The sequence below is a fragment of the Thermosynechococcus sp. HN-54 genome, assembly GCF_023650955.1.
Lineage (GTDB): Bacteria > Cyanobacteriota > Cyanobacteriia > Thermosynechococcales > Thermosynechococcaceae > Thermosynechococcus.
This window is the reverse complement of record NZ_CP098039.1, coordinates 1,279,522-1,293,459: the sequence shown is the minus strand read 5'-3', so window position 1 is coordinate 1,293,459 and position 13,938 is coordinate 1,279,522. Positions and strand designations below refer to the sequence as shown.

Sequence of the window (13,938 nt, the reverse complement as noted above, 5' to 3'; positions counted from 1 at the left end):
TGTTTAGAGTTTTCCAAACACGAGATCAAATGGGGAAATCGCCGTGGCTCAGGGTTGAAAGGCTCTCAGGTTGTATATTCAGCGTTGATTTTCACGTAATCGTAGCTGAGATCGCAGCCCCAAGCCACCCCTCGACCACTACCGTGACCAATACTCACCTCAATGACAACGGGATGGTCAATGGATTGCTGACCACTCGCATCCGTACTGGCGGCGGCTTGGTTGACCAGATAGGCATTGGCGGCAGCGCGATCGAAGGGTAAGGGTTGACCGTGGCGCATCATCGGAATTCCGCCAAGGGAAATAGCTAGCTTGCTGGCATCAAAGGGTACCCCGGCACGACCAGCCGCAGCAGCAATGCGTCCCCAATTGGGATCGCGGCCATAAATCGCTGACTTAACAAGCATGGAACCGGCAATGGTTCTTGCCACTTGACGAGCCGCAGCATCATCACTGGCACCGCTCACCTGAACTTCAATCAGGCAAGTTGCTCCTTCCCCATCGCGGGCGATCGCCTTCGCTAAATGAACACAGACTGTCGCCAGCATGTCTTCAAGGCGGGTGGCTGCTGCTCCCGGCTCCGTAATGGCGGGGGTGCGCGATTGTCCATTGGCCAAGGCAATCACACTGTCATTGGTACTGGTGTCGCCATCAACAGTAATTTGATTGAAGGAGCGATCGCAGGCACGTTGCAGCATCTCCTGCCACAAATGGGGCGACACAGCAGCATCGCAGGTAATAAAGGCCAGCATCGTTGCCATATTGGGATGAATCATCCCTGACCCCTTGGCCATGCCGCCAATGCGAATGGGCTGCCCCTCCCAGACAGCCTCAAGGGCAATTTGCTTGGGCACTAAGTCTGTGGTCATAATGGCACGGGCAGCAGCATCGCCACCGCCATCACTCAAGTTCGCTGTCAGTGTCGGTAGGGCTTGGCGCATCTTTTCAAGGGGAATGGGTTGACCAATGACCCCGGTTGAGGCCACCAACACCATCTCGGAACTGATGCCCAAGGCCGTCGCCACCATATCTGCTTGAGCTAAAACCGCCCGCCACCCCTGTTCTCCTGTAGCCGCATTGGCCTGACCCGAATTACACAAAATCGCTTGAGCGGTTCCCTTTGTCTGTAACCGTTGACGACAGTAGGTAACAGGTGCGGCACACATGTGGTTCGTCGTAAATACCCCAGCCGCGATCGCCGGCACATCGGAAACAATCAATGCCAAATCCGCTGCCCCTGAAGCCTTCAATCCTGCCGCAATTCCCGCAGCTCGATACCCCTTGGCGGCAGTCACACCACCTGCAATTTGTTGCCAATGGCTCATAGCGTCGTCAACCAGAGAGTCGTTGCGATTATATCAAGGGTCAGAAGTGTTGAAAGATAGTTTAAGAGGCTAGAAAAAAGGGAAGAAATGTCGTATTCTTCCCTCAAAAGAAGAAAAATTAATCAGCTTACTATGGCATCTTTTTCAGTTCTTGTCAAGTCTATTCTCAAGCAGCTCAGCCCTTGCGACTACCCCGTCCTCAACTCTCAATTGTTCTTCAAAATCTGGTTGACCTACATTCTCGACCAAGGATTAACCAGCATGAGAGCCTTATTTTATCGCTTGAATCATTCGGGGATTACAGTGGATATGTCCACGTTTTCCAAGGCGAACAAAACTCGAACAACCACCTTATTTGAGAGGATTTACACTCATCTCATGTCTCAAGCTCGCAAGAGACATCGTTGTTCAAGTCTGATGCTGTTTCCTATTGATTCAACCGTCATTACCCTGACGAGTAAGCTCTTTTGGTTCTACAAATACCATCAAGTGAAGTTAATTACAGGATTTGATTTAACAGAGAACATCCTGGGTAAGGCAGTAGTCTCTTTTGGGGAGAGACATGACCTAAGCTTTCAAGACGAGATTTTAGAAATGATCCCTGAGAATGCCGTTGCCATCATGGATAGAGGGTTTGCGAGTTGGAGATTTTTAGAGCGGCTGAGTGAGAGGAAGTGTTTATTTGTTGTGCGTATCAAGAATAACATGAGAATGAAGCTCAATCATGAGAGATACCGAGTGGTTCAATTTTTTGATGAGCATGGAACAGAGTTTCGTATTGCGACGAATCTAATGCATCTAAGTGATGAGGAAGTGAGTGAGCTGTATCGGCATCGGTGGGGGATTGAGAACTTATGGAAGTTTCTAAAGATGCATTTATCATTAGACAAGCTGATTACGAAGAGTTTGAATGGGGTGATAAATCAGATTTATATGGTTTTGATTGGGTACTTAATTTTAGAGCTAATGGAGATACCTGAATACTTTGGCAGGAAGCTATTAGACAAATTGCGATATTTGCAACTGGAACTGAGTCGCCGCTGCTCGATAGTGCATTGGAGCTTTGATTGGCAGCCAGAGCTACTTGTCACTTAGGATGTTAAGTTTTGTTGCAGAATTCAACACTTCTGATCAAGGGTCTTTCCCAAAACAGCCACTATTAACGGTTGTTGCAGAAGTCTAGGGAAAGATGCGACTCAAGGGGAGCGGTTCTTCAGTAATCGGCAGGGCGATCGCTCCCGTCGCGGGCACAATCCGCCGATTCAAGTACCCAAAGGTTGTCGGTGTAATTTGCGCCGGTTCACTGTAGGCTTCGAGAGTGCGATCCACCAAGTTAAAAAGCCAGTAGTGGGGAATCTGTGCCTCGGCATAGAGCATCAATTTCACAGTGCGATCGTACTCTAGGGAAGAGTCCGCCACCTCAATGAGCAATTGCACTGCTGCTGCTGTCGGATGCGCCGTGGCGTAATCATCCTCACGATTGTCAACAAGGGTTATATCTGGCTCAGGTTCACTGTGATCTGCAATTACAATCGGTGATTGACAGCGTAGGGTTGCCCGATCACCAACCATTGGCATTAAGACCCGCAGGAGTCGGGTGATACAGGTTTCGTGGGCTGTCCCCTTAGCCGCCATCTTAATCAGTTCCCCCCGCACTAATTCAATGGGGTCATCTTCGCCCAAAAAGCCGAGTTCAGCTAAACGGTGATAGTCCTTAATGCGGAAGTGCAGCGGGGATGGCGTTAATGTGCGGGTCGCCGGGTTCATGATTCCCCCTCTCGGTTGTTTAGCCCGTATTGCGCATACCTGCCGCCACACCGTTGATCGTCAAGAGTGCCCCCCGCAGCAACTCACCCCGACCATAACGGGAGCGCAAAATTGCCCCAGCGGTGGTTTGGCTGTTGTGCTGACGCAGCCGCTTCAGAAGTGACACTTGCAGAAACCCCAAGGGAACAATGGTGCGATTGCGCAGTTGTACCGATCGCTGGAGGGCAGGATCGCCATCGAGCAGCCGCTGATGTCCAGTGATCGTGAGCACCAATTCTGTGGTTAGGCGATATTCCTGAGCAATCTGTTCATAGAGGCGGAAGAAGGCTTCCCGGTTTTGGGGTTGGCTCAGTTCTTGGACGTAGTAGCGGGCAATTTCCAAATCCACCTTGGCAAGGGTCATCTCAACTTTGGAGATCACCATGCGGAAAAAGGGCCACTTGTAATAGAAGTAGCGCAGGAGGGAGAGATGCTCGGCTGGCTTTTCCTCAAGGAATTCCTGCAAAGCAGTGCCCACACCATACCAGGCCGGCAGCAAGAAGCGGGTTTGCGTCCAACTAAAGACCCAAGGAATAGCCCGCAAGCTCTCAAAGGTTTTCTTGCCACCGCGCCGGGTTGGCCGCGAGCTAATTTGCAGTTGGCTAATTTCCTGAATCGGGGTGACTTCGTTAAAGAACTCAATAAACTCCGGCTGTTCGTAAATGAGATGACGATAGCAGCGGCGCGATCGCGTGGCCAGCTCCTCCATAATCTCGTGCCAAGGTTCAATCTCATCAATGCTGCTGCGCAGCAAACTCGCCTGAATCACTGCCGTTGCCACGGTTTCGAGGTTAAAGAGCGCCAATTCCGGCAACGAGTATTTTGAGGCCAGCACCTCCCCCTGCTCCGTAATCTTGATCCGTCCCTTAATCGTTTGCTCTGGCTGCGCCAAAATGGCTGCATAGGCAGGTCCACCGCCTCGTCCCACAGAGCCACCTCGACCGTGGAAAATCCGCAGTTGGAAGCCAAAGTTTTCAGCAATTTTCTGGAGCCGTTGCTGGGCTTTATAGATTTCCCAGTTGCTGCTGAGGAAGCCAGAATCTTTGTTGCTGTCGGAATAACCCAGCATCACTTCCTGTAAAAAGGGAGTGCTATGACTTCCTAGATAGCTACGGCAAAAGGGTAGAGAAAAGAGTTGCGTTAACACTGCTGGGGCGTGCTTCAAATCCTCGACGGTCTCAAAGAGGGGAATTGCCTGAAGGGTACTGGTTCCAGTTGCTGGGTCAAATAGCCCCGCCTCCTTGGCAAAGAGGAGCACCTCCAACAGATCGCTGACCTCGTGGCTCATGCTGATGATGTAGGTATTGCACAAATCCGTGCCAAACTCCTGTTGGAGTTGCCGCACCATGCGGAACGTTTCAATAATTTCATTCGTGCGATCGCTAAAGGGGAGTTCCCCCGGAATCAAAGGGCGACGGGTCGAGAGTTCACTGAGGAGCCAGCGCGTGCGCTCCGTTTCAGAGAGTTCCGTATAAGGACAGGGGAGAATGCCCAAATAGGCCGTAATTTCATTGAGCGCCTCAGCGTGACAGGTGCTTTCTTGGCGAATATCCAAGGCGGCCAAATTAAAGCCAAAAACCTCCACTTGGCAAATCAAATCATCCAACTCACGGCAGGCGAGTCCCGTTTCCTTGAGGTTGCGCTGAATCAGCAGCAGCTCTGCCAAGAATTCTTGACCGTGGCGGTAAAACTGTCCATTATTTAACTCTTCCGCCTCATTGCGGCGAATGCAGTAGGTTTGCAGCGCCCGGTTGCGATCGCGGGTATTTTGCAGCCGTTTGAGCACATAGGTAAGTTTCAGACGATAGGGTTCCTGCCGATAGCGCACGGCATACTGGTCGTAGACGCTAGGGAGTTGACGTTGATCCTGCTCAAGGGAATCCAGCAAATCCGGCAGTACATCGCACCAGTGCAGCGACAGGCTCAGCAAATTGATTAAGCGCTCAACGGATTTAATATATTCCTCAAGGACTAGGTTGCGCTGATAGCAGGCGGTTTGCCACGTTACTTCTGGTTTGACGTAGGGATTGCCATCGCGATCGCCCCCTACCCAAGAGCCAAAACGACAGAAATTGTGCCGAGGGGGCTGCAAATAGGGAAATGTTTCATGGAGCGATTGCTCAAGGCGGCGATAGAGCTTGGGAATGACGGCAAAAATGACCTCTTTGAAATAGTGGAGGGTGTATTCCACCTCATCGAGCACTTCAGGCTTAAATTGGTGCAGCTCATCGGTACGCCACCAGAGGCGAATTTCCTCCATCAGTTGTGCCCGCAGGGTTTGGGCGTTCCAGTCCGTTAGGTGCGGAGAAGCCCCCTCTAGCACATCCAGTTGCTCTAGTAAGCGGGCAACGCGCCGTTGCTTATCACGGATTGTCTGCCGCACAATCTCCGTCGGGTGAGCAGTGAACACTAGCTTAATGTCCAGTTGATCCAGCAACTGCTGAATATGACGGGGCGGTACATTCAACGCATGCAGCCGCGGAAAGAGCCACGCAAAGGAACCATATTGCTGGGTCGCTGGAATTGCTTCGTAGAGACTATGCTCTAGGCGTTCACTCGGCCCACTGCGCACGTCCGTTGCATTCGCAGCATTATGGGGCAGGGGAAAGCCTTCACCGCTGACACCAGAAATCGGTTCACTCATGACACTGCGGCGCCGCAGACCTTCTTGAGCGGCTCGTTCGCGATTGTATTGTTGCTCGTAGTGCTGCTCGACAATGTTGATAATTTGAAAGTACAGGTTAAAGGCACGCGCCGCTCTGATGGCTTGATTGAGTTCTAAGGATTCAATGACCTTGAGAAGTTCTCCCTCTGGGGCATGGAGGGCATGGCCTTCCGGCGAAGAAAGAGCACCCAAGCGCCGCAATAAATCAACTAATTCTTGACCGGATTCTGCCGCCAAGACATCCACTAAGACCTCTTCTACCAGTCGCAAACGTTCCTGTAGGGTGCGGGCTGCTAAACTTTCACTTTCAATCAAGCGATCGCGATTGGTCACATCGAGGACTGATGTCATATTTACCCCAGTCTGCAAACATAATACTCCCTACTTTACCCAATCCTGAGCCAGGGCGGTACAACAATTGATAACAGGCGCATTAAGGATTTGTTAACAGTTCTAATCTTTTTTGCTGTTCAAAATCAGTTCTAGGTGTTGCAGGCGATCGCGAACGCCATAATTCACCAAGGTAATGCTTTGCAGACGTTCCAGCCAGCCGGCACTGATGCCATTGAGATACTGAAGTAACGGCCAACGCTGGCTCAAGGGGGCAAATAGCTCTGGCCAACGGGCATAGACCAGCCCACGAATCCCTTGCCGCTGTCGCAGGAGGTTCTCTGGCAGCCAAGACACTTTTTTATTCTGGCTAGGGGACAGTACCGATAGGGAGGATGCCAGAATCAGGCGATCGCCCCGCTGCTCATAGGCGGCGGCGACATCAGAGACCAAGCCTTCACTGGTCTGCGGATCAAGAATTAATTTCACCCAAGCAGTGATGGGCTCTTTATTCAAGACCAAGCGATTCACCTCATAGCCATTGGTCCGGGCAAGATCATCCAGTTGTTGCAGCACAGTTGCCGCCTCTGGGGTATTGCGTGTCTGCCACCACCATTGCCACTGTTCATCGGCTTGGTGCCAAAGGGCAAGGCTAAAGCGATCGCTGGCCAAGGGAAAAATCTGCCTCGTGACGTCCAGCGGTATCTCTACCGTTAAATCCCGCAGCAGTTGGCTGGCAATCTCATCCCCTTGGGGAGTTTTGCCAAAGCGGTAGTCTGCCAAAGCCTCAGTGAGTTGGCTATAGCCCTCTGGCAAGTGGGAACCTGCAACCACCACCGTCGGAAGCGGTTCTTGAGAACGGAGGAACTCTAGGTCAAGGGGGTCAGAACGCAGGGTTGGATCACTGGTGCGGTGTAGAACGGTGTCCAGACGAAGCTCATTATTTTGGGCGTTCACTGCTAGGAGCAGACGATTGTAGGTGGGTGCCAGTTCGCGATGATCACGACTCAGGGATTGCAGGTTGGCATAGTACAAGGCGGTGGGCTGAGCCGCCAGTTGCGGCCGAGCAGATTGGTAAAAGCCCAAACCCGCAAGATTACCATCTGCGGTTACTGCCGACCCTAAGCTAGCAGTCATGGTCTCCACATCCGAAGCCACCAGCAGGCGATCGCCCACCTGTGCCGTCACCAAGTTCTTGCCCACTTGGAGGGGGATATTTTGATAGACTTGCGCCTCAAAGGGATGGCTCTGCCAGTAGGCTTCCAAAAAAGCCGTTGCTGCCTCTGGGCGTTTCAGGGGCAGAATCCACAACTGCCGAGGGGATGGACACGCTTCAGGGCAGGGGAACTGAGCAACCGTCACCCCCTCTCCCACCCAAGCACTGACCTCAGACCACGACCAGCCCCAATGAGCCAGTTGGGATGTCCAAAAACGCTCCCAAAAAGAACGTAGGGGATCGCTACTGGGACGTTGATTCAGCTTGAGGACACTCTGGGCTTGACGGGGGACAAAGATCAAGTCATCGCTATCGGCAGCAAAGGCCGGCTGGCCACACGTTAGAACCAACCAGCAGAGGATAAAGACCCAAAACAATGACCATAGCGATCGCTGGTGCTGTTGCATTAGTGCCCTCAACGTGGCAGGCCAAACTAGCGGTTGGTGACAGTGGCCACATCCCGCGAGGTCAAGCGCTCATAGGTGGCACGCATCTTCAGCCCCGTTAGCACTTGAAACATCCCCGAACCATTGTCCGAACCCGGATAGTCACGGTGCCGCAGGAGTAATTCTGTCATTTCCCCATAGTGCTTGGTGGAAGTATTACTCAGGTGGCTCTCAATGTAAATCAGTTCATCAAGTTTCTCAAAGCGACCGTCCACTTCTAGCACGGAAACGGGGTGACCATAGTATTCATCAGGTCCGTAGCTGAGGCGAATGCCTGGATAAGAGCAGGTGAGCTTACGACCGCAGGGAATCCAAGTAATTGTCGAGCCTTCATCAAAGAGATAGACTGGCTCAAAGCCGGGGATGCCTTCCCGTTGCAGCATCCGTACCCGCAGAATATTGCCCACTTTTTCCTCTTTGACCAATTGGGTCGGCAGAATTTGCAAGACCACATCAGCGTACTGCTTTTGGGGATCGATATAGGCCATGAAGTCGGGACGACGGGCATTGATGGAAGCAATCACGTCTTCATAGCTGTGACCCCGTTCGGCCATGTCCCGCTTGATTTTCCAAGCAATTTTTACATCGTCGCTGATGTCGAGATACACACTAAAGTCAATCAGCGATCGCACCCGTTCATCGTAGAGGGGATGCAGCCCTTCAATCACAATCACGTGGTTGGGATCAACCTTCTCTGGCGGATCAATCGTCCCCGTTTCGTGGTTGTAGATGGGTTTCATGATTGATTCGCCATTTTTGAGAGCCTTGATCTGCTCATACATCAGATCAAAGTTGTTGGCGCGGGGATCAAGAGCCGTAATCCCCGTTTCCTTCCGCTGCTTGCGATCCAGACTGTGATAGTCATCCAAGCAAATCACAGTCATAAACTCTTCGCCAAACAGATCGGCCAGTCGGCGCAAAAACGTTGATTTACCACAGCCGGAGTCTCCAGCAACGCCGATGAGAACCACACGGTCTGGCTTACTGCTCATAGCTGACGATTCCCTTTGCTCGTAGAAGTGGACATCCCCTGATGGGGTGGTTCAGTATTCCCTTACTGATATTACAAGGGTGGTGTCCCTCTGTGATAGTTTTTTGTGCAAAAAGAGGAACATTGCCGTCCCTAGGGGGGATCGGTGGTTGCCCTAGGGAAGCGTTTGGGATACACTAGTAGATTGCGAAAGTTAGTCCTAGGGATCATCATGGCCTGCCCCAAGAAGAAAACCTCGAAGTCCAAGCGCAGTATGCGCCGTGCGGTCTGGAAGCGTCAAGCTGCTCTCCAAGCTCAACGCGCCCTCTCAATTGGCAAATCGATTTTGACCGAGCGCGCCCAAGGCTTCTACTTCCCTGAAGCTGAAGAAGAAACCGAAGACGAGCAGGAGTAATCCATGGCCACCCCCACGGAGCCAAGCCGCACGCCAAAATTAGAAACCCCCAAATACGGCTTTAATACCTTTGCTGAGCGGATCAATGGTCGTGCTGCCATGATCGGCCTTGTGGCTCTTTTGTTATGGGAATATTGGACAGGAGAGGGCTTGCTCCACTGGTTGGGCTGGGTCTAGGAGGAGTGTTTAGCACTTTCTAGCATGATTCCCTACAACCTCAGTGACCCCCACCTCTTTGGCATTATGGTTGGGGTCATGTTTTTAATGGTGGTCAGCCGCCTTGTGCTGGTGGCCGGCTTTTTTTCCCTTGTATTTGCGGTGGCTCCCTGGACACCCCTCAAGAAACGGCGGGTGAATTTGCGCCCCTACCAGCGGGGACAGTTTTGGCGGGAGTTTGGCTGGTCGTTGGTGACAGCGGCTATTTTTGCCTTCGCGGGGGCGATCGCCGCAGTGATGTGGCAGCGGGGCTGGACAGCAGTTTATCTAGAGTTAAATTCCCTTTGGGACTACGTTTACTTCCCCCTGAGTATTGGCCTTGTGCTGCTGCTCCACGAAACCTATTACTATTGGCTCCATCGCTGGATGCACCAACCGAAAATTTATCGCCGTGTCCATCGGGTGCATCACCATAGCATTGTTGCGTCTCCTTGGACCGCCTTTTCATTTCACCCGTGGGAAGCACTCCTACAGGCAATTTTCCTGCCGCTGATTATTATGCTTGTGCCCCTGCATCCCTACGCAATTGTCATTCAATTAAGCCTAATGACCGTCTCTAGTGTCATTAATCATCTGAATTTAGAAATCTATCCCCGCGGCTTTGCCGAGCATTGGTTGGGACAGTGGTTAATCGGGGCAACGCACCACAGTTTGCACCATAGTCAGCTTCGCTGTAATTACGGCCTCTATTTCACCTTTTGGGATCGCTGGCTGGGGACGGAGAGCCGCGATTATCTGCCGCTGTTTCGTGATCGCACCCAAGGCTGACCCGACGATGAATTCTGCATAGGCCACTTGGCCAAGACGTAGGACAGTTTGTCTGGTTCAGTGGCAGTGAGATGGTCAAGGCACTTTCCTTTCCGATAATGGCGGAGCGGCAACATCCTCTAATTCAGCCGCTACTCACTTGGTCTGATGAAGCACTGATCAAGGCTTTTCAGGATGAGCGCGATCGCGGCTGCTACTTTGTTGCCCTTTATTGTCGCTATGCCGCCCTTGTCTATAGTGTGCTGCAACACCACGGGCGATCGCCCGTCCAGGTAGACTATCTTTTTGCCAAGGTGTGGCATGGGTTATTTTTTAGCTTTGATCTTGTGGAGTTTACCCCTGAGGGAGTGAAAGTCGGTGATGAGGAAGCTCGCTCCCTACGCAATTGGATTGTCAACCGCACCGCCACCCTGATTCAAGAGGAACTCCCCGGTGTTGAGCACATTAGCTATGTCCTGCAGGATGCACCACCGCCTCTTTGGTGCTATTTGGAAGCCAGTCTTGCCTACCTCAATCCCCTCAGCCGCTTGGTGCTCGTGACAACCCAGACCTTCCACTGGGGCCTTGAGCGTGTGCGTGCGTACCTAGAAGTTCAAGGGGAAACCTACAGCCTTGAGGAACTCAACCAGCATTTAGAAGAGGGGCTAGCACGCATCGTGGAGTATCTGCCGCCGGATATTCGCCAAATTTATTTGATGTCCGATCTGATGTCAGAAGAAACCCCCGCTGCCCAACCCACTCTCAAAGAACTCTTTCCCAATAGCGTTGAGGAAGTGGGCACCCACCTTGATAATGCCCCGATGGCAAGCGTGATCAGCAGTGATGTGAGTAGCACAACGGACGCTAGTATCGACAACCTACTGGCAGAGTGGGAGCGGATTCTCTCCGGCTAAAATTATTCTCCCTCGGATGAATCTCACAACGATCTAGGATGATTCCAAGACCGTTCCGTATATGCTAAACTCAATTTATTGAGAAAAATTATTAACAAGGTCTGCACTCCATGGGTCTTGGTGTTATTGATTTGCCAGCATTTTGCTTTGAGGGCACAGTCGAAGAGGTCTTTTACAAGAAGGGGCTACCCAAAGTTGTGATTCTAAAAACCACCACGGGAACCGTTTGGGTTAAGCTGGAAAAGTCATTGCGCCGTGAACTAGAGCAAGTTCCCCAGGTGGGCGATCGCCTGCGGCTCGAAGGAACCATCAGCAATAAGTACGATGGTTGGGTGAAGCAATACAAGGCAAGCCATTTAGCATTTTTGGCAACGGCTCAACCCCCAGCAGTAAAGAGTTCTCAGCCCTGTAAGGTGCTCATTTGTCAAAAATCCTCCTGCTGTCGGCGGGGCGCCAAGGAACTGTGGCAAGAATTAGAGGCACAACAGCTCCCCATTGCCCTGAAGGCGACGGGCTGTATGGGGGAATGCAAACGAGGGCCTGCAGTGGTTGTCCTGCCCCACAAGAAACGGCTGACCCGCGCCAATGCTCAACAGATTCGAGAGCTGGTTTGCTCAACGGCGTCCAAGGCTTAGGGAATTGAGGACAACGGCAATCGAACTCATAGCCATACAAGCAGCAGCCATTCCCGGCGTGAGACTGAGTCCCCACAGGGGTAAGGCAGCCCCCGCTGCAAGGGGTAAGCCCACGATATTGTAGGCCACCGCCCAGAGGAGGTTTTGCTGAATTTTGCGGAAGGTGGCGCGGCTTAGCTCTAGCACGGCGAGCAGATCGCCCAGCTGATTGCGGGTGAGGATAATATCGGCTGCTTCAATGGCGACCTCTGTGCCCGTCCCAAGGCTAATGCCCACCTGAGCTGCCGTCAGAGCGGGAGCATCATTCATCCCATCCCCCACCATGGCGACTGTTTTGCCCTCAGCTTGCCACTCCTCAATGAGCGCCAGCTTTTGCTGCGGCTGGAGGTCTGTGTGGAGATGCCTTGGCGGTAGGCCGAGAGGTTCTAGGAGATGCTGTGCAGCCTTTGCAGTGTCCCCCGTCAGGACATGGATCTCATAGCCTTGGGCTTGCAGGGCTTGAATAGTGCTGACTGCCTCTGGGCGCAGGCGATCGCGAAAAGTCACCACAGCAATGAGCTGGCGATCGCAGGCCAAGGCCACATGGGTTTCCACTTCTAGAGAAGGGCAGTCAACCCCCTGCTCACGCAGCCAACTGAGGCGTCCTGCACGATAGAGATGCCCTTCAATCCAGCCACTGATCCCCAGTCCGAGGGCAGTTTCAACCTCGGTTACCGTTGCCAGCTCTCTTGTCTGGTTTGTAGCAGCCCACGCCTTCTGAATCGCCACTGCAAGGGGATGGCGACTCTTGTGCTCTAGGCTGGCAAGTAGATACAGCACTTCCTCTGAAGATTGATCGCCATAGAGGTTGATCTCGGCCACCGCCAGTTCACCGGTCGTCAGTGTGCCCGTCTTATCAAACACAATCGTGTCCAACTGCTGACTGCGCTCAAGCACATCGCCGCCGCGAATAATTAAGCCTTTGGCAGCGGCATGACTGGTTCCCACAAGGAGCGCAATAGGAGTAGCGAGGCCAAGGGCACAGGGACAGGCAATCACCAGAACACTCAAGGCAAGCTTTAGGGGCAATAGGGGTGTACTGCTGGTGAGAGCTGGAAAGAAATGGGGGGCGATCGCGCTCCAAAAGAGCGCCGTTACTGCCGCCAACGCCAGCACCCCATAGCCAAAATAGCCGGCTACCACATCCGCCATCTGCTGCACCGGGGCTTTGCGGTTTTGTGCTTGCACCACGAGGTCTAAAATCTGTCCCAAAAATGAGGCGCGACCACAGCGTTCTACCCGTAGGGTCACAGCAGCACCAACATTGCGACTGCCGCCAAGAACAGAGGCTCCTACCCCCTTAGGCACTGGCAGAGATTCTCCTGTCAGCATGGATTCATCTACCAAGGTCTCTCCCGCCACAATCGTGCCATCCGCAGGAAAGGGTTCCCCAGTGTCCACCCACAACCAGTCCCCCACTTGGATACGACTAATGGGAATGGGCCAGCGATCGGTAGCGGTCAAACTGGGTTGCCATAGCGCCTGTTGCGGTTGCAGGGCAAGGAGCGATCGCAAGTCCCGTTGTGCCTGTTGACGTACCCGTTGCTCCAGCGATCGCCCCAGCAAAATAAAGCCAAGGATCATCACCGGTTCATCAAAGAAACACTCCCACCCCAAGGCCGGCCACAGCCACGCCACCGTACTGGTGAGGTAAGCCCCCAAGGCACCCAGCGCCACCAGCGTATTCATATTCGGGCGATGTTGGATCAGGCCTATCATTCCTTCCCGCAGAATCTCCCACCCCGGCAGGACAAGGGCAATGGTTGCTAGACCCCAGTGCCAGATCATCGCTTCTAACATTGGCCAGTGCCCCGGCAGGAGATCAATGCCGTGTCCGACGCTGGAGAGAATAAGGAGCACAAGGGCGATCGCCAACCTTGGCAAAGAGGTTTCCTCAGAGGCCGTGGGCAGTTCCAAAAGGGCATTGGCTTCTGCAAGGGTGGCCTGAAACCGACCTTGGTTGATGTGCTCCACAATGGCTGTCGGTGTTGTCTCTGTGGGGGAATAGGTGACCACGGCGGTTCCTGTCACCAGATTCACTGCCGCTGCATCCACACCGGGCTGCTCCTTGAGCTGGGTTTCTAGGGATCGCACACAGCCAGCACAGCGCAAACCGCTCACCCGCAGGATGGCTACCTCAGGGGCTTGGGAATCAACACTTGAACTTAGGGACACGTCGCACCCTCTCCAAAAACCACTACGTTAAATCTCCTA

The 13,938-nt window shown here is 52.9% G+C and carries 12 protein-coding genes; 6 read left to right on the top strand and 6 right to left on the bottom strand.

Going from position 1 to position 13,938, the window contains the following annotated elements; translation table 11 throughout:
- Nucleotides 1–65 precede the first annotated feature (65 nt).
- Nucleotides 66–1,325 carry a bifunctional glutamate N-acetyltransferase/amino-acid acetyltransferase ArgJ gene (gene argJ, locus NBE99_RS06260; RefSeq protein ID WP_250683610.1) on the bottom strand — a complete coding sequence of 420 codons (1,260 nt, stop codon included), beginning with the start codon at nucleotides 1,323–1,325 and terminating at the stop codon, nucleotides 66–68.
- 132 nt (nucleotides 1,326–1,457) lie between these two features.
- Between argJ and NBE99_RS06255 the strand changes: the two genes are divergently transcribed.
- Nucleotides 1,458–2,420 (top strand): transposase, encoded by a 963-nt coding sequence (locus tag NBE99_RS06255; protein WP_399371026.1) that lies wholly within the window; start codon nucleotides 1,458–1,460, stop codon nucleotides 2,418–2,420.
- Nucleotides 2,421–2,504: 84 nt separating this feature from the next.
- Here the strand turns inward: NBE99_RS06255 and NBE99_RS06250 are convergent, their stop codons facing one another.
- From NBE99_RS06250 to NBE99_RS06235, 4 genes are all read right to left on the bottom strand, one after another.
- Nucleotides 2,505–3,092 carry a Uma2 family endonuclease gene (locus NBE99_RS06250; RefSeq protein ID WP_250683609.1) on the bottom strand — a complete coding sequence of 196 codons (588 nt, stop codon included), beginning with the start codon at nucleotides 3,090–3,092 and terminating at the stop codon, nucleotides 2,505–2,507.
- Nucleotides 3,093–3,111: 19 nt separating this feature from the next.
- Entirely contained in the window at nucleotides 3,112–6,147 is a 3,036-nt protein-coding gene (gene ppc, locus NBE99_RS06245; protein WP_250683608.1) for a phosphoenolpyruvate carboxylase, read from the bottom strand.
- 102 nt (nucleotides 6,148–6,249) lie between these two features.
- A complete protein-coding gene (locus tag NBE99_RS06240) occupies nucleotides 6,250–7,749 on the bottom strand; it encodes a DUF3352 domain-containing protein (protein WP_250683607.1) in 1,500 nt (499 codons plus the stop codon).
- A 26-nt stretch (nucleotides 7,750–7,775) separates the two neighbouring features.
- Nucleotides 7,776–8,780: a phosphoribulokinase gene (locus tag NBE99_RS06235; protein WP_250683606.1), complete on the bottom strand. Its 1,005-nt coding sequence runs from the start codon at nucleotides 8,778–8,780 to the stop codon at nucleotides 7,776–7,778.
- A gap of 210 nt (nucleotides 8,781–8,990) precedes the next feature.
- Here NBE99_RS06235 and NBE99_RS06230 point away from each other — a divergent pair, with 210 nt between their 5' ends.
- From NBE99_RS06230 to NBE99_RS06210, 5 genes are all read left to right on the top strand, one after another.
- Complete coding sequence (locus tag NBE99_RS06230) at nucleotides 8,991–9,173, top strand: 50S ribosomal protein L32 (RefSeq protein WP_250683605.1); 183 nt, start codon at nucleotides 8,991–8,993, stop codon at nucleotides 9,171–9,173.
- A 3-nt stretch (nucleotides 9,174–9,176) separates the two neighbouring features.
- A complete protein-coding gene (locus NBE99_RS06225) occupies nucleotides 9,177–9,350 on the top strand; it encodes a hypothetical protein (protein WP_250683604.1) in 174 nt (57 codons plus the stop codon).
- 24 nt (nucleotides 9,351–9,374) lie between these two features.
- Nucleotides 9,375–10,157, top strand: a complete 783-nt coding sequence (gene crtG / locus NBE99_RS06220) for a 2,2'-beta-hydroxylase CrtG (protein ID WP_250683603.1) — start codon at nucleotides 9,375–9,377, stop codon at nucleotides 10,155–10,157.
- 71 nt (nucleotides 10,158–10,228) lie between these two features.
- Nucleotides 10,229–11,050 carry a hypothetical protein gene (locus tag NBE99_RS06215; RefSeq protein ID WP_250683602.1) on the top strand — a complete coding sequence of 274 codons (822 nt, stop codon included), beginning with the start codon at nucleotides 10,229–10,231 and terminating at the stop codon, nucleotides 11,048–11,050.
- 110 nt (nucleotides 11,051–11,160) lie between these two features.
- Nucleotides 11,161–11,685, top strand: coding sequence for a hypothetical protein (locus NBE99_RS06210; protein WP_250683601.1), 525 nt, complete (start codon nucleotides 11,161–11,163; stop codon nucleotides 11,683–11,685).
- Here the strand turns inward: NBE99_RS06210 and NBE99_RS06205 are convergent.
- A complete protein-coding gene (locus NBE99_RS06205; protein ID WP_250683600.1) occupies nucleotides 11,665–13,899 on the bottom strand; it encodes a cation-translocating P-type ATPase in 2,235 nt (744 codons plus the stop codon). The two genes, NBE99_RS06210 and NBE99_RS06205, sit on opposite strands and share 21 nt — an antisense overlap.
- Nucleotides 13,900–13,938: the final 39 nt, after the last annotated feature.

Coding starts and splice junctions, on each gene's coding strand:
- argJ (WP_250683610.1), bottom strand. CDS start 1,325: ATGAGCCATTGGCAACAAATTGCAGGTGGTGTGACTGCCGCCAAGGGG.
- NBE99_RS06255 (WP_399371026.1), top strand. CDS start 1,458: ATGGCATCTTTTTCAGTTCTTGTCAAGTCTATTCTCAAGCAGCTCAGC.
- NBE99_RS06250 (WP_250683609.1), bottom strand. CDS start 3,092: ATGAACCCGGCGACCCGCACATTAACGCCATCCCCGCTGCACTTCCGC.
- ppc (WP_250683608.1), bottom strand. CDS start 6,147: ATGACATCAGTCCTCGATGTGACCAATCGCGATCGCTTGATTGAAAGT.
- NBE99_RS06240 (WP_250683607.1), bottom strand. CDS start 7,749: ATGCAACAGCACCAGCGATCGCTATGGTCATTGTTTTGGGTCTTTATC.
- NBE99_RS06235 (WP_250683606.1), bottom strand. CDS start 8,780: ATGAGCAGTAAGCCAGACCGTGTGGTTCTCATCGGCGTTGCTGGAGAC.
- NBE99_RS06230 (WP_250683605.1), top strand. CDS start 8,991: ATGGCCTGCCCCAAGAAGAAAACCTCGAAGTCCAAGCGCAGTATGCGC.
- NBE99_RS06225 (WP_250683604.1), top strand. CDS start 9,177: ATGGCCACCCCCACGGAGCCAAGCCGCACGCCAAAATTAGAAACCCCC.
- crtG (WP_250683603.1), top strand. CDS start 9,375: ATGATTCCCTACAACCTCAGTGACCCCCACCTCTTTGGCATTATGGTT.
- NBE99_RS06215 (WP_250683602.1), top strand. CDS start 10,229: ATGGTCAAGGCACTTTCCTTTCCGATAATGGCGGAGCGGCAACATCCT.
- NBE99_RS06210 (WP_250683601.1), top strand. CDS start 11,161: ATGGGTCTTGGTGTTATTGATTTGCCAGCATTTTGCTTTGAGGGCACA.